Below are 15,859 nucleotides of genomic sequence, written 5' to 3'. Positions count from 1 at the left end.
GCGCCAATCTGTTAGTTGATGTAACCGAGAACCACGTCCACCTGCAAGAATTACCGCCAATGTTTCTCGCGTAAGGCGACTAACAAAACGACCCGATGTTGGTGTGCTCATTACTACTTGTTCCTTATGGCTATTGTGTCTGAACGATGAATTTTGTGTGACGGTTATGTGTAGAGTAAGAGCAATATCAATGCCAATAAATTGATCTGGCGCAAACTCAAGCGAAACACAAAATTTTTTATGGTGCATTTAATAACGCACACTTGCTCGCTTTAAATGCAAAGCCAAGTGTAGCTACAAGTTTGGCACCGAATCTGCAAATGTCTTTCACGGATGTTATTTTTTTGCAAAAAAATGGTGCAACAAAAGAAAGCGATAATGGCTAAGCTAGTAGAGCGTGGCCATATGACAATTTTATGTAGCCCGAAATCGGGCATAATCAGCAATATGCAAAATCAAGTGCCAAAATAATCACTTAGGAATCGATTCAATGTTGAATGTGAAGCAGGACAAACCCTTATCCCACGAGATGTTGCGCATAGTTACCGCTACCCACCACGACCCTTTTGAGGTGCTTGGACGCCATCCGTTAGGTGCCAGCTCAACGGCAGCAGCAGACACCTTTGTGCGTGTTTACTTACCTGGAGCCCGGACCGCGACTTTAGTGATTAATGAGCAGCATCATGCACTGAAACGCATTGAGGGTACTGATTTTTTTGAATGGTACGGTTTAGCCAAAATATTACCTGATCATTATTTGGTGCAGTGGTACGACCGCCACAACACGATGCACACTGAATTTGACCCCTACTCCTTTGCACCACAATTGGGCGATATTGACATGCACCTCTTTGCTGAGGGGCAACATTGGAACATCTATCAACACTTGGGTGCGCACCCGCGCACAGTTGATGGCATCGAAGGTGTGTTATTCGCCACTTGGGCGCCCAATGCCGAGCGCATCAGTGTGGTGGGTGATTTTAATGATTGGGATGGTCGCCACCATCCCTTGCGCGTACGAGGCGGCAGCGGCCTTTGGGAGGTGTTTATTCCCGGGATTAAAGCAGGAGCGCTCTACAAATTCGAAATCCGCAACCGGGCGACCGGTGCCGTTTTCCTTAAGTCCGACCCTTACGGCCAAGCATTTGAATTGCGTCCCCTCACCGGCTCAATAGTTAAAGCTCCGTCCGAATATGAATGGCAGGACGGAGACTGGCTGAACAAACGTGCCCACTGGGATTGGCAATCATCGCCACTCTCGGTTTATGAGATGCACCTCGGCTCCTGGCGCAGGGGATGGGTAGGCGAGTTTATGAATTATCGCGAACTCGCACATCAAGTCGTCGACTATATAAAGCCGCTGGGATTTACCCATATCGAAATTATGCCGGTCAGTGAACATCCACTAGATGACTCATGGGGATACCAAACTACTGGCTACTACGCCCCGACCAGTCGCTTTGGTACGCCAGATGATTTCCGCTACTTTGTCGATTATCTCCATCGCCACAATATCGGGATTATTCTCGATTGGGTGCCTGCACATTTCCCGAAAGATGCACATGCCCTCGCCCGCTTTGATGGTTCAGCGCTTTATGAGCACGAAGATCCACGCTTGGGCGAGCACCGCGATTGGGGCACCTTGATTTATAACTATGGGCGCAATGAAGTGCGCAATTTTTTATTGGCTAACGCGCTCTTCTGGTTGAAGGAATATCACCTTGATGGTTTGCGGGTTGATGCTGTCGCTTCCATGCTGCATTTGGATTATTCGCGCGAGCCAGGTGAATGGATACCAAATATTCATGGAGGCAATGAAAATCTTGAGGCCATGTCGTTTTTGCAAAAGCTGAATGAGGTTTGCCACGGGCAACACCCCGGCGCGTTGGTAATTGCAGAGGAATCTACTGCCTGGCCGCAAGTCACTCGCCCCACCTGGGTAGGAGGTTTGGGCTTTTCAATGAAATGGAATATGGGGTGGATGCATGACACCCTGGATTACATCAGCAAAGATCCTATTCATCGCCAGTATCACCACAACCAATTAACGTTCGGCATGATGTACGCCTTTACCGAAAACTTTATGCTGCCGTTCTCGCACGATGAAGTGGTGCACGGCAAAGGCAGCATGATCAATAAAATGCCCGGCGATGATTGGCAAAAATTCGCTAATTTGCGCTTGCTTTACACTTACCTGTTCACTTATCCCGGCACTAAATTATTATTTATGGGTAGCGAATTTGCGCAATGGAGCGAGTGGGCACAAAGCCGCACGCTCGATTGGAATTTACTCGACTACGCGCCTCACCAAGGTATGCATGCATTAGTAAAAGATTTAAACCATTGCTACACCAGCATGCCGTCACTTTATCAACGTAATTTCCGCGGCGATGGTTTTGAATGGATTGATTGCCATGACAGCACGCAATCTATCGTGAGTTATATTCGTAAGAGTGATCACGACTTCAGTATCGTCATCTTGAATTTCACTCCGGTAACACGGACCAACTATCGCATAGGTGTACCCCTGGCCGGGGCTTATCATGAAATTTTAAATTCTGATTCAAGCTTTTATGGCGGTAGTAATTGGGGTAACTCCAATCCCATTTATTCGCAACCCGTGCCCTGGATGAACCATCAACAATCACTTGAAGTCAATTTGCCGCCTTTAGGTGCATTGATTATTAAACTTGCATAATTGTTACGAAGAAGGATCACTCATGCAGAAAATTTTATTTGCAACTAGTGAAGTTTATCCGCTAATTAAAACTGGGGGGCTTGCTGATGTAGCAGCAAGCCTGCCGCGTGCACTGTTAAAACTGGGGCAAGATGTAAAAATATTACTCCCAGCCTATGCCAGTGTAATGGAGAAAGCCAAAAGTATCGGAGTCAAAGAAGTTGCGCAATTCGAAATAGAGGGTTACTCAATCTCATTGAAACAAACTCGCTTACCCGGGACAAAGGTGACTGTTTGGCTGGTTGATATACCTGAATTTTTCGAACGCGAAGGCAATCCCTATTGTGGCCCTGATGGGAATGACTGGTTTGATAATCATAAACGCTTTTATGTATTTGCCAGGGTTGCCGAACTCATTGCCTTAGACCAGCTGGGATTAATTTGGCAACCGACAATTGTGCATTGCAACGATTGGCAAACAGGTTTGATACCTGCATTGCTTTCCCTCCACCCCAACCACCCTGCCACAGTGTTTACCATCCACAATTTGGCGTATCGTGGCCTATTTTCCTATCAAGCCTTTGCTGAATTAAATTTGCCTCCGGTATTTTGGCATCACGAACGATTGGAGTTTTATGGGCAAATGTCATTTATAAAAGGTGGGCTGGCTTTTGCAGATTTCATCACCACCGTCAGCCCTAGTTACGCAAATGAAATTCAACGTCCGGAATTTGGCAATGGCTTGGATGGATTAATACGTTATCGCAGCGATGCGGTTGCTGGTATTTTAAATGGCGTAGATACCGATGAATGGAATCCGGGAACTGACCCTCATTTAGCCTGCAACTATAACCGTCGCACCCTTGGCAATAAAACCAAAAACAAACTGGCACTGCAAGAAGAGCTTGGCCTTGCAGTGAGTTCTGAAATCCCTTTGCTCGGGTTTGTTGGCCGACTAGTTGACCAAAAAGGCGTGGATTTAATTCTGGAACAAATGAATCAGTTGTTAACGCTTAATTGTCAATTAGTCATTTTGGGAAGTGGATTCCCGCATTACGAAAAAGCGTTAAAAAACATTGCCGAACAATACCCACAAAAAGTTGCTGTCACACTGGGTTATAACGAATCCTTTGCGCATCGTATTGAAGCGAGTAGTGATATTTTTCTGATGCCGTCCATCTTTGAGCCTTGCGGCTTAAATCAATTATACAGTTTGCGTTACGGCACGCTGCCCGTTGTGCACGCCGTTGGTGGGCTACGCGATACCGTTTTTGAACAGACGTTAGAAAGTGAGTCAGTCGAGGCTAATGGTTTTGTGTTTCACGGTGCCACTGCAGGAGAACTATTTGCTGCAATTCAACGCGCTATTTCGATCTTCAAGCAAAAAGATCGCTGGAAGCAGCTGCAACTGAATGCGATGAGTAAAGACTTTTCATGGGATGCTAGCGCCAAAGAATATTTGGCGATTTATGAGCAGATTGTTTCAGCCTGAATCCGTGATTAAAAATGGGCATTGCTGCCCATTTTTTACATCTGCATTTACAGCGTAGGAATTGCTGCGAGCAGCTGCCGTGTGTATTCCTGTTGTGGTGCGGAAAATAACTGCTCCGTTATCCCCTCTTCAATTAACTTCCCTTTCTGCATAACCACTACGCGATCACATAGGTAGCGCACAACAGACATGTCGTGTGAGATAAACAGCATCGTCAAATTGTGTCTTTGCGTTAACTCCAATAGCAATGCCAATATTTGCGCACGGATAGTTACATCCAGCGCTGATACCGGTTCGTCAGCAACTATTAGTTTTGGTTTCAATGCAATCGCACGCGCGATAGCGATACGCTGACGCTGACCACCGGAGAACTCATGGGGATATTTGCGGATAAAACGCCGATCCAAACCGACATCATCCATTAGCTCATTGACTTGATCTAAGACAGTTGACTTGGTAGCAAGGCCGTGCACCAGAAGTGGTTCAGCCAGCGCGTCAAATACGGTCATGCGTGGGTTTAGCGACGCATAAGGATCCTGGAAAATCATTTGAATGTCGCGGCGCATTCCTGTGAGATTCGCGGGCGACAAACCTAATAACTCGCTCCCATTAAAAATCACTTCGCCTGACTGCGCATTCACCAAACGAATAATACTTCTACCCAGGGTAGACTTTCCCGAGCCTGATTCACCAACCAGCCCAAGTATTTCTCCGCGATAGATAGTAATGCTTACATCATCAACACCACGTGCAAATTGTTTGATGCGATTAAACAGGGAGTCTACCTGTGACGCATAACCCACTTGAAGGTTTTTTACATTCAATAGCGGTGGTTCATCCAATTTGGCAGCACTGGCAACAGGTTTTGCTGTGGTTAGTACAGCACTAAGCAGTTTTTTGGTGTATTCCTGAGTTGGATTTTTAAATATTGCTTCGGTTGTGCCCTGCTCTACCAAGCGCCCCTTTTCCATTACCAGCACATCGTCTGCCATTTGCACTGCCACACCTAGATCGTGGGTAATAAAAATAACAGCCAGGTTATGGCTTTTTTGGAGCCCCTTAATAAGCGCGAGAATTTGTGCCTGAACAGTGACATCCAATGCAGTCGTGGGCTCATCTGCAATCAGTATTTCTGGCTCCGCTAGAAGCGCCATGGCGATCATAACGCGTTGACGCATACCGCCTGAAAATTGATGCGGGTATTCATCGATGCGTTTGGTGGCGTCCTGAATGCCGACCTCAGCCAGTGCGGCGATTGATTTTTCCCGCGCCTCTTTTTTACTCATCTTTTTGTGTTGCAGTAAGACTTCGATAAGTTGATCCGCAATCCGCATATAGGGATTCAAGCAGGTCATCGGGTCTTGAAAAATCATCGCAATTTTGTGCCCACGCACATGGCGCAGTTCTGATTCAGACATTTGCAATAAATCTTTGCCATGAAACAGTGCGCGGCCTGATTCAATTTTCCCCGGGGGTGACGGAATTAATCCCATCAACGCATAACAGGCGACCGACTTGCCTGAACCTGACTCACCCACAATGCCCAATACCTTTCCTGGTTCAAGTGCAAAACTTAAGTTTTCCACTGCAACTGTTTGTCCATTGCGGGTATTAAACAATACACGCAATTTTTCAACACTGAGTAATTTTTCGCTGGTCATGAGTTAATCCTTTGATGCTCGTGGATCAAGTGCATCGCGCAAGCCATCGCCGAGAAAATTGAGTGAAAACAAGGTGATTGTTAAAACAAGACCGGGGAAAATCAGCAACCAAGGATATTCTTCCATCGTTTCCACCCCACCAGAAATTAACGACCCCCAAGAGCTTGCAGGTGGCTGAATTCCCAAACCTAAAAAGCTTAAAAACGATTCCAATAAAATAACACTGGGAATCGTAAGCGTGGTGTAGACAATTACGGGTCCGAGGACATTCGGGATTAAATGCCGAGAAATAATTCGCCAGGGCGATAATCCCATTGAAATCGCTGCTTCGACAAATTCTTGTCGTTTGATGGTTAATACTTGCCCTCTAACAATTCGCGCCATAGTCAACCACTCAACTGCGCCAATTGCCAAGAACAGTAGCAACATACTGCTGCCAAAAATTACAGTAAGTAAAATAATAAAAATCGTGAACGGTAATGCATAAAGTGCATCAACGATCCTCATCATCACCGCATCAACACGCCCACCCATAAAACCAGCAATAGCACCCCAGAGTACGCCTATCGTTAATGCTACTGCTGTCGCAATAAAACCAACCATTAAGGAAATACGGCTGCCGTACATAATGCGGGTTAGTTGGTCACGACCTAGTGCATCAGTCCCCAACCAGTGAGTTGCAGAGGGAGCTGAAGCTCCCAAATCCAGATTCTGTTCCTCGTACGAATAAGGTGCAATCCATGGTGTCAGTAATGAAATCCCAATGATAAAAAGCAATATAAACAAACTAATCATTGCCATTTTATTATTGCGTAAGCGTTCAAAAGCATCCTCAGCCAGAGAGGTGCCTTTTTCCACATGGTGCAACTGAGTAGATGATTCAATATTTGACACTATCAATTCCCCCCCAGCAGTTCTTGACGCATTTTAGGATTTAGCCACACAAGGATTATGTCGGCTAGGAGATTAAAAATAATAATGAGTGCTGAGAAAAAAATGGTGAAGCCCAAGATCATGGTGTAGTCACGATTAAATGCGGCAGTGACGTAAAACCGCCCCAAACCTGGAATCTGAAAAATAGATTCAACAACAAAAGAGCCCGCTAACAATCCTGCAATCGCTGGCCCTAGAAATGAAATCACTGGCGTTATGCCACCACGCAACGCATGTACAAAAACAATACGCGTAGTGGAGAGACCTTTCGCGCGCGCGGTACGAATGTAATCTTGTGACATAACTTCCAACATTCCACCACGGCTGATACGTGCAATATAGGCAGCGTAAGCAAAACCCAGTGTAATGGACGGGAGAACTTTATCGCCAGGAATTTGCCCCCAGCCAGCGACTGGAAACCACCCCAACCAAATTCCAAAGACTAATAACAAAATCGGCCCCAATACAAAGGTTGGCATGCATATTCCAATCATCGCCGATGACATAGGAATATAATCCTGCAAACTATTGGGTTTTAATGAAGCCAGTATGCCAGCGGAAAGGCCCACAATTAACGCAAAGACAATTGCATAAAATGATAATTCAAGTGTCGCTGGAAGACCTGCGATAAGAAGGTCATTAACGCTGTGGGTAGGATATTTAAATGAAGGTCCCAAGTCCCCTTGCAATAGATTGACGAGATAATCGATATACTGTTGCCATAATGGATCATCCAAATGATATTGTTCATTTAATTTTTTCATTACTTCAGCGGGCACCGCTCGATCTTTATCAAAGGGTCCGCCCGGTGCCGCACGCACCATAAAAAATGTGGCAGTAATTACTAATAATAAAACCGGTATGGCTTGCAACAATCGTTTTACAATAAAAATCAGCATGCCAACCTCATTTTTTACTGGATTCGAGATAGATGTATTTATAAGGGTGATAGTCCATAATATTCATGTAATATCCCTTAACATCAGTCGATAAAAGATTGTTAGTTGAATAGTTGTAAATGGGGATGAACGGTACTTCATCCACTAAAATCTGTTCAGCTTGTTGGAGCAAGTCGTAGCGCTCATCCCGATTTTTGGCGGATGTTGCAGCACGAATTAGCTGATCATATTTTTTATTTGACCAGCCGGTTCTATTGTTTCCGCCGTCAGTAATAAATACTTCCAAAAATGTATTGGGATCAACATAATCTCCAACCCATGCCATGCGTGCGACTTGATAATTCAGCAATTTTTGATTATCCAAAAATACTTTCCACTCCTGATTTTGCAATGTCACATTAAGGTTGAGGTTTTTCTTCCACATTTGTTGGACGGCTTGAGCGATCTTCTGATGATCTTCGGACGTGTTGTATATAAGTTCTATCGGTGGCATCCCTTCTCCATTTGGATAACCTGCCTCAGCCAATAGTTTGCGTGCCATTTCAAGATCGTAGGTCATTTTGGCTTTTGCTGTGTAGCCCAAAACATCTGGCGGGGTAAGAGAGTACGCTGGGAGCTGTTGACCTTTCGTAACATTTTTAGCAATTGATTCCCGATCAACTGCGTAAGCCAATGCTTTGCGTACACGCACGTCATTCGTCGGCGGTTTAGTGACATTCAATATGTAAAAATAAGTAGCTAGATAGGGAAATGTCACGTACTCCGGATCACTGGCTTTTTTGTATTTTTCTATCTTGGCAATAGGCATCCATTCCGTTTTATGCAGCTGCCCTGCTTTAAACATTCTTTCCTCCGCCAACAATTGCTCCACAGGATAAAAGCGTATTTCTTTAAGCTTGACCATTTTTGCATCCCAATAATAGGGATTTGGCGTGACGGAAAATACTTTCCCGGGCGTCCATTCATGAATAACAAATGGGCCGTTACCGACAAAATTCTCCGGTCTTGTCCAAGTTGAATCTCTTTCATCGATAGGAGCAAATTTGCGAATGGTATCAGTATCAACAGGAAACATACTGTGGTGGTCGAGCAGCTGAAGAAAATAAGGAGTAGGGTTTTCCAGTTCAATTTGTAGTGTGTTGTCGTCCAGTGCTTTGACTCCAACATCAGAGAAACTTTTTAGCTCTTGCCTAAAGAACTTTTCTGCGTTTTTTATAACAAAAAGAGATTCTACATATTCATTCGCCAATCCAGGCATTAATGCTCGGTGCCAAGACTTGGCAAAATCATTAGCGATTAACTTTTTCCCATTAGACCATTTAGCATTTTCACGTATATGAAAAGTATAAATTAAACCGTCATCGGATATGCGCCAATAATCTGAAACGCCGGGCACAATCTCCAATGTTTCTGGGTGTTTCGCTACTAATCCTTCAAATAATGCCATCTGTAAACGGTACTCTGGCATTCCAGTTGTTGTATGTGGATCAACCCCCGAAGGTTCAGTGGCATTGCTTATGTGCATTATTTGCTGTTCGGTGCCGATATCCACCAGACGTTTGCGATCACCACAACTCACAAATAAAAGTAAACAGACACAAACAACAAAAAGCCGGACGCTTTGTTTCATAGCAAAAACACCAGATTAATATTTGATATAGAACATCCACCACTCCCCCTCAAAAAACCACATCAGGACTGGGATAAAGCCGATATTACTGCATGGTAGTACAGTTTAGAGGACAAACAAAGCATCCAAAAACCTTTATTTTTTAAGCACTTAAGCCTATCAAAAGGCAGTTTAATTAAAGCCAAAAACGGACTTTCGTCACTATCACCCGAAGCATCAGAAGATGTTTCCCTACAAAGTTATAGATTGCTGCTAAGCTTCAGTTAAATGCACCTCGGACTGACCATAACAAGATCTGAACTATGCGAGATTATTTGCTCACTGAAGATCAGCGCGATTGCCTTCAGGAAATCACCAATGTTGCCATGGGGCAAGCCGGTTCCCATCTGGCTCGCCTGCTAGACGTTTTTGTGGTTTTATCCATTCCACATGTTAGCGTGCTCAACCCTACCGATATCGCAATGGCGCTACAATCGCTCAACCGGGAGAGCCGCAATGACATAGTGCACGGTGTGTGCCAAGGTTTCATTGGCGGCGGGATCGCTGGTGAGGCAATGCTAATATTTCACGAAACTGACTTTGATGATCTTGCCAAACTGTTGAAATATGATCGCGTTACCGATGAGCAGGCGCAGTATGAGCTGCTAATGGACACCGCTAACGTCCTAAATGGTGCATGTCTGCGGGGATTGGCGGAGCAGTTAGATACTCACTTTAGCTTTGGCCCGCCAATGCTATTGGGGCAGCACTGCAATATCACTGACTTGCTACAAAACAATAATATGAAGTGGAAACAGGCGTTAGTCGTTGAGATCAACTACTCTATTGAGAATCATAAAATTAACTGTGATTTATTATTGGTTGTAGCTGAACACTCTATTTTCGGTCTGACTGAAAAACTCAACTACCTACTCGATTAGGTTGAACCATAACGATGGCAATTAGCGAAGATCTCAGTAAAATTTTTAAGGATGTCCATTGGCAAATGGACATCCTGCAAAATATTGATGTTGGCCTTGTGGTAATGAGCCCGGACTACACGATTGAAGTCTGGAATAGTTTTATGCAAAACCACAGCGGCAAGGCTCCTGAAGACGTACTCAATAAAAGTATATATACCGTTTTCCCTGAACTATCGGAACAATGGTTTAGGCATAAATCACAATCTGTTTTTGTTTTACAAAACACCGCGTTTACCACTTGGGAACAACGCCCCTATTTATTTCGCTTCCCTCATTATCGCCCTATCACTGGCACTGCTGAATATATGTACCAAAACAGTACTATCATCCCTTTGGTTGATACCAAAGGTGAGGTGGGTCATATTTGTTTGGTAATTTATGATGTTACTGATTCTGCAGTTAATAAAATTGCACAGCAACAAGCCAACAAGCAATTGCAAAACCTTAGCCGTACAGATCACTTAACCGGGCTTTTTAATCGCGGTTACTGGGAGCTTCGTCTGATTCAGGAATTCAAACGCTACGATCGCTATGAGCAGGCATCCAGCCTGATTATGCTCGATATAGATCACTTCAAGAAGATTAATGATAAATATGGCCACACTGTAGGCGATGAAGCAATCAGAGGGGTGAGTCGCGCAATTAAAGAGCAGGTACGGGATTTGGATATTGCCGGCCGTTACGGTGGTGAAGAGTTCGGGATTGTCCTTACCAATACCAACGGTGATGGTGCCTGTGTCTTTGCTGAGCGGTTGCGCTCTGCCATTGAGCAGCTGACAATTTACACTGAGGGTCACGAAATAAAATTTACTGTCAGTTTGGGTGTGGCAGAGTTAACCGATAAAATTCATGACCATCGCAACTGGATTGAAAAGGCAGATCAAGCACTTTACAAATCTAAAGAAGGTGGCAGAAATCGTTGCACAATGCTTTCTTAACTTTCTCCTGATGGTGTTATAAAAAAGGCTCCCATAGGAGCCTTTTTTATTATGGCAGTTAAGATTATTGAACTATATCAGCTGCATCTTTCAGGAATTTTTGATAACTGGAGAAGTCATTCTTGCCGTAGATGCTACCCAATTGAGCAGTAATTGCTGTTTTTTGTTCTGGAGTTACTTTCTCATAACTACCCGGTGTTACAGCCTCTACTGCAACTACCGCCAAATCACCAGACGCTGTCATTACCTTGTCGAAGGTGGGTGAGCTTGAAGACGGTTTAGTCATAGCAAATGCATGGCGAAGAACATCTGAATCAATGTTAGCACTGCTACGTGTAACAGCTTTTACCTGCTTGAGCTCAACACCTGCGGCCTTGCTTAATTCAGAAAAGCTACCACCTGATTTTAAGTCGGCAAGCAGTTTAGTGGCTTGCTCATCAAGTAGTGTCTTGGCTTTCTGATCTTTCAAGGTATTAGTAATTTGCTCTTGAACACTGGCAAGCGGTTTAACCTGGCTAGGTTTGTAATCGGTTTTTTTCAATACAACTACATTGCTTGAATCGATTTCAATCACATCACTGCTATTACCTTCCTGCAAAACTTCAGAAGAAAAAGCAGCCGCAACTACTTTAGCATTGGCCATTAAATCTTTACCTTTGCTGCGCTCAAACAGCCCAGAGTTCTCAGCCTTAAGGTTTAGTGTTTGAGCCACTTCTTGCAAGTTTTCTGCATTGTAAGATTCTTCGCGTAATTTTTCTAATTGAACAACGAACAAATTCTCAGCTTCCGCACGCTTCAGTTGATCTTCAATGCTTGCCTTTTGCTCTTCAAATGTAGGTGGTTCAGAACCTTTTTCTGCTAAAAGTTTGATGAAATGCGTACCAGCATCAGTTTTAACAGCAGAAGAAACCTCTCCTACTTTTAATGTGGCTAGTGCTGTTTCAAATTCTACCGGGAAGGCATCACCTTTAGTGAAACCCAAATCACCGCCCTGCTCCTTACTACCTAAATCGTCAGAGAACTCTTTAGCTAATGCAGCGAAATCACCGCCAGCAGCAAGTTTATCAGCGATAGTTTTAATCTTATCCTGATTATCACCTTCTACAAGAATGTGGGCCGCTTGGCGCTCCGGTGCAGCAACAAAAGAAGCCTGGTTTTGTTCAAATTGTTTGCGTACTTGCTCTTCAGTAATGCTGATGTTTTTCATCAGATCCGCAACGTTGAGGCTGATGTAATCGACCGCAACTTGCTCTTCACTGGTGAACATTTGTTGGTTGGCATCGTAATAGCTTTGGATCTCTGTTGCATCAACCTGAAGTGTTTCACGCACTTTTGCCGCAGGCAATATAACGTACCCGAGATCGCGAGACTGAAAGCTAAGTGCAACTACATCATCCAATTGCGCTGGAGTTGCAAAAGCAGTTGCGCTTACACCCGCTTGCAGCTGATTAATGACAATTTCATCGGATAAAATTTTTGCGTAAGTGCTATGTGTATAACCCATGTTACGCAAAACCTGCTGATAGCGATTATTATCAAATGCACCAGTTTCATTTTTAAACTGGGGTGCGCTGGCAATTTGTTCGCTGAGATAAGTATTGCCAACAGCCATGCCTGATTTTCCTGCTGCTTGGGACAACACCATTCGCTGCACAAGATTATCAATTACAGGTTTACGCAAATATTCATCGGTAAGAAATTCAGCTGGTATTTGGTCGCCATAGGTATTCAGCATTTGCTGCTTTTTCATACCAATCGCTCTGGCCACATCCATTTCAGTAACTTGCTCGCCATTTACTTTGGCTGCCTGATTGGCCGATGTATCCCAATTGAATAATGCCTCAACACCCGTAAGGGCAAAAATGATCACCAAAAACCCAATCAAGATAAAAGAGATAACACCTCTGGAATTGTCTCTGAGGTTTTGTAGCATTTTAAACTCCTAGCGGGATGAAGGTGTCTTGCGCAGATAAACTGAGACTAAATAGACAACTAAATACTTAATTATTCGATGTTTGGATAAGGCAATTGGCCTTGTTTTTTAATTCACATTTTACTAAAAAAAAAGCGCACCTAGATGCGCCTTTTTATGCTTTAACATTTCAGATCTACATCTGAAAAAAGCACCTATTAGTTAACTGCATCTTTCAATGCTTTACCTGGTTTGAAGCCAGGAACTTTGGCAGCAGCAATCTTAATTTCTGCACCAGTCTGAGGATTGCGACCAGTACGTGCAGCTCTTTCTTTCACTGCAAAGGTACCAAAACCCACCAGAACCACAGAGTCACCATTTTTAAGGGCACCAGTGATACTTTCAACGACTGCATCCAAGGCACGTCCGGCAGCAGCTTTAGGAATATCCGCAGATGCGGCAATGGCTTCAATCAGTTCAGTTTTGTTCACACTTAACCCCTTTTGATTATTTGTTTCTAAAAACACAGTGCAAATTAATGTCGCTATTAATCTGCGTTACCCGTGCAGCAAATGAATTGCGATTTATACCAACAGAGCCTCAGGGGGTCAAGGAAAGCTTACAGCTTTACACAAAACCCCATCGAATCTGATCACAAAACAAGCAGGCAACACCATATCTTGAAGCAGGTCACACCCGCGCTCACCTTAGTGGGTGCTCAGGCGATTATCGCTCTCAGTGGTCTTTTGTGCGGCCTTCTCCAGCGCCCTGTATTCCTCATCACTCAATGGCTTGGGGCTGGATTGCAATGCAATGGCTAGAACCTCATCAATCCACTTCACCGGTTTGATGGAGAGATCTGCTTTAATATTGTCTGGAATTTCTTTCAAATCACGCTCATTCTCAGCTGGAATGATGACCGTTTTAATTCCTCCTCTGTGCGCAGCAAGCAGTTTTTCTTTCAGCCCACCGATACGCAACACCTCTCCGCGCAAAGTGATTTCACCAGTCATAGCAACATCTGCCCGCACCGGTATCCCCGTTTGCACTGACACTAAGGCCGTACACATAGCTATGCCCGCGCTAGGCCCATCTTTTGGTGTTGCCCCTTCAGGTACATGAATATGGATATCTACTTTTTCGTGATGATCAGGGGCAATGCCGAGTGCTTGGCTGCGCGAACGAACAACGGTTAATGCCGCCTGGATAGATTCCTGCATTACATCACCCAGCGACCCGGTTTTTATAATGCGCCCTTTACCAACAACGGCTGTTGCTTCAATTGTCAGCAGCTCCCCGCCTACTTGGGTCCAGGCAAGCCCAGTCACCTGCCCTATTTGATCCTTACTTTCTGCTTTGCCAAAATCAAATTTGCGCACACCCAGCAAATTCTCCAAAGACTCCGAGTCTATTAGATCAGCGCTGGTTTTATTGCCCTTGACATGGCGAGTTACAACTTTGCGGCAGATTTTTGCAACTTCCCGCTCCAGTCCTCTTACACCCGCTTCACGGGTGTAATAACGGATGATGTCGCGGATGGCATCGGAACCAATATTAATTTCAGTATCCTTAAGACCGTTTGCCTTCATTTGTTTTGGAATTAAGTAGCGCAATGCGATATTCAATTTTTCATCCTCGGTGTAACCGGGGATGCGAATAACCTCCATACGATCCAATAATGGGCCAGGAATATTCATTGAGTTAGATGTGCAAACGAACATCACATCCGACAAATCATAATCGACTTCGAGATAATGATCGCTGAAGTGGCTGTTTTGTTCCGGATCCAAAACTTCCAGTAATGCAGAGGCCGGATCGCCGCGATTATCCATACCCATTTTGTCGATTTCATCCAACAAAAAGAGCGGATTTCTCACACCCACTTTGGCCATCTTCTGAATAAGCTTCCCGGGCAATGAGCCTATGTAAGTTCTTCTGTGCCCGCGAATTTCAGCTTCATCGCGTACACCACCCAAGGCCATGCGTACAAACTCACGATTTGTGGCACGCGCAATCGACTCACCCAGAGACGTTTTACCTACACCCGGTGGACCAACCAAACACAAGATGGGGCCTTTTACTTTTTTGACGCGCTGTTGTACCGCGAGATATTCGAGAATGCGCTCTTTTACTTCCTCAAGTCCGAAATGATCTTTGTTGAGCACTTCTTCAGCGCGTATAAGGTCATGGCGAACTTTGCTTCTCTTGCTCCAAGGTACTTTAATCATCCAGTCGATGTAGGCGCGCAGTACGGAAGCTTCCGCAGACATCGGTGACATCATTTTTAATTTGTTTAATTCTGTGCGTGCCTTTTCTTCGGCTTCTTTAGGCATTGCAGCTGCGATGATTTTCTTCTCCAGTTCATCCGCTTCGCTAACTTCTTCACCTAATTCGCCTAGCTCTTTTTGAATAGCTTTTATTTGCTCATTTAAATAATACTCGCGCTGGCTTTTCTCCATTTGCTTTTTAACGCGACCACGAATTTTCTTCTCGACATGGAACAAATCCACTTCTGCATCCATCAGATCCAGAAGATGCTCTATGCCTGCATCTATATCAGCCATTTCCAAAATGGATTGTTTTTTGGGAAGGTCGAGCGACATGTGTGCAGCTATGGTATCCGCTAAGCGGCCAGGCTCATCAATGCCTGACAACGAGGTGATCACCTCTACAGGTACTTTTTTGCTGAGATTGACATACTGCTCAAACTGACCGATTGCAGGGGCAACCAGTGCACGAGCTTCAGGGCGTTGTA

At 44.5% G+C, this 15,859-nt stretch carries 11 protein-coding genes; 4 read left to right on the top strand and 7 right to left on the bottom strand.

What is annotated here, in order from left to right; translation table 11 throughout:
• Positions 1-490 precede the first annotated feature (490 nt).
• Positions 491-2,698: a 1,4-alpha-glucan branching protein GlgB gene (gene glgB, locus ACWA6V_RS05860; protein WP_449521605.1), complete on the top strand. Its 2,208-nt coding sequence runs from the start codon at positions 491-493 to the stop codon at positions 2,696-2,698.
• 22 nt (positions 2,699-2,720) lie between these two features.
• Positions 2,721-4,169 carry a glycogen synthase GlgA gene (glgA, locus tag ACWA6V_RS05855; protein ID WP_449521604.1) on the top strand — a complete coding sequence of 483 codons (1,449 nt, stop codon included), beginning with the start codon at positions 2,721-2,723 and terminating at the stop codon, positions 4,167-4,169.
• Between the two features lie 47 nt (positions 4,170-4,216).
• Here glgA and ACWA6V_RS05850 read toward each other — a convergent pair whose 3' ends face one another.
• From ACWA6V_RS05850 to ACWA6V_RS05835, 4 genes are read right to left on the bottom strand one after another with little or no spacing between them, the layout of a single operon-like run.
• Positions 4,217-5,830, bottom strand: a complete 1,614-nt coding sequence (locus ACWA6V_RS05850) for an ABC transporter ATP-binding protein (RefSeq protein WP_449521603.1) — start codon at positions 5,828-5,830, stop codon at positions 4,217-4,219.
• A 3-nt stretch (positions 5,831-5,833) separates the two neighbouring features.
• Positions 5,834-6,724: an ABC transporter permease gene (locus ACWA6V_RS05845; protein WP_449521602.1), complete on the bottom strand. Its 891-nt coding sequence runs from the start codon at positions 6,722-6,724 to the stop codon at positions 5,834-5,836.
• Positions 6,725-6,726: 2 nt separating this feature from the next.
• Entirely contained in the window at positions 6,727-7,662 is a 936-nt protein-coding gene (locus ACWA6V_RS05840) for an ABC transporter permease (RefSeq protein WP_449521601.1), read from the bottom strand.
• Positions 7,663-7,669: 7 nt separating this feature from the next.
• Positions 7,670-9,292, bottom strand: a complete 1,623-nt coding sequence (locus tag ACWA6V_RS05835) for a peptide ABC transporter substrate-binding protein (RefSeq protein ID WP_449521600.1) — start codon at positions 9,290-9,292, stop codon at positions 7,670-7,672.
• Positions 9,293-9,594: 302 nt separating this feature from the next.
• On the opposite strand from ACWA6V_RS05835, the gene ACWA6V_RS05830 reads away from it, so the two are divergent.
• Together ACWA6V_RS05830 and ACWA6V_RS05825 are read left to right on the top strand one after the other, a co-directional pair.
• Positions 9,595-10,212, top strand: coding sequence for a histidine kinase (locus tag ACWA6V_RS05830; RefSeq protein WP_310070931.1), 618 nt, complete (start codon positions 9,595-9,597; stop codon positions 10,210-10,212).
• 14 nt (positions 10,213-10,226) lie between these two features.
• Positions 10,227-11,192 (top strand): sensor domain-containing diguanylate cyclase, encoded by a 966-nt coding sequence (locus tag ACWA6V_RS05825; RefSeq protein WP_449521599.1) that lies wholly within the window; start codon positions 10,227-10,229, stop codon positions 11,190-11,192.
• A 64-nt stretch (positions 11,193-11,256) separates the two neighbouring features.
• Here ACWA6V_RS05825 and ACWA6V_RS05820 read toward each other — a convergent pair whose 3' ends face one another.
• The 3 genes from ACWA6V_RS05820 to lon all read right to left on the bottom strand — a co-directional run.
• Positions 11,257-13,125 carry a SurA N-terminal domain-containing protein gene (locus ACWA6V_RS05820; protein ID WP_449521598.1) on the bottom strand — a complete coding sequence of 623 codons (1,869 nt, stop codon included), beginning with the start codon at positions 13,123-13,125 and terminating at the stop codon, positions 11,257-11,259.
• A 197-nt stretch (positions 13,126-13,322) separates the two neighbouring features.
• Entirely contained in the window at positions 13,323-13,595 is a 273-nt protein-coding gene (locus ACWA6V_RS05815; RefSeq protein ID WP_039914522.1) for an HU family DNA-binding protein, read from the bottom strand.
• A gap of 216 nt (positions 13,596-13,811) precedes the next feature.
• The coding region (gene lon, locus ACWA6V_RS05810; protein WP_449521597.1) for an endopeptidase La at positions 13,812-15,859 on the bottom strand (2,048 nt) is incomplete at its 5' end.

This window comes from Cellvibrio sp. (assembly GCF_053579595.1).
This window is presented reverse-complemented; position numbering and strand designations above follow the sequence as displayed.

Coding starts and splice junctions, on each gene's coding strand:
- glgB (WP_449521605.1), top strand. CDS start 491: ATGTTGAATGTGAAGCAGGACAAACCCTTATCCCACGAGATGTTGCGC.
- glgA (WP_449521604.1), top strand. CDS start 2,721: ATGCAGAAAATTTTATTTGCAACTAGTGAAGTTTATCCGCTAATTAAA.
- ACWA6V_RS05850 (WP_449521603.1), bottom strand. CDS start 5,830: ATGACCAGCGAAAAATTACTCAGTGTTGAAAAATTGCGTGTATTGTTT.
- ACWA6V_RS05840 (WP_449521601.1), bottom strand. CDS start 7,662: ATGCTGATTTTTATTGTAAAACGATTGTTGCAAGCCATACCGGTTTTA.
- ACWA6V_RS05835 (WP_449521600.1), bottom strand. CDS start 9,292: ATGAAACAAAGCGTCCGGCTTTTTGTTGTTTGTGTCTGTTTACTTTTA.
- ACWA6V_RS05830 (WP_310070931.1), top strand. CDS start 9,595: ATGCGAGATTATTTGCTCACTGAAGATCAGCGCGATTGCCTTCAGGAA.
- ACWA6V_RS05825 (WP_449521599.1), top strand. CDS start 10,227: ATGGCAATTAGCGAAGATCTCAGTAAAATTTTTAAGGATGTCCATTGG.
- ACWA6V_RS05820 (WP_449521598.1), bottom strand. CDS start 13,125: ATGCTACAAAACCTCAGAGACAATTCCAGAGGTGTTATCTCTTTTATC.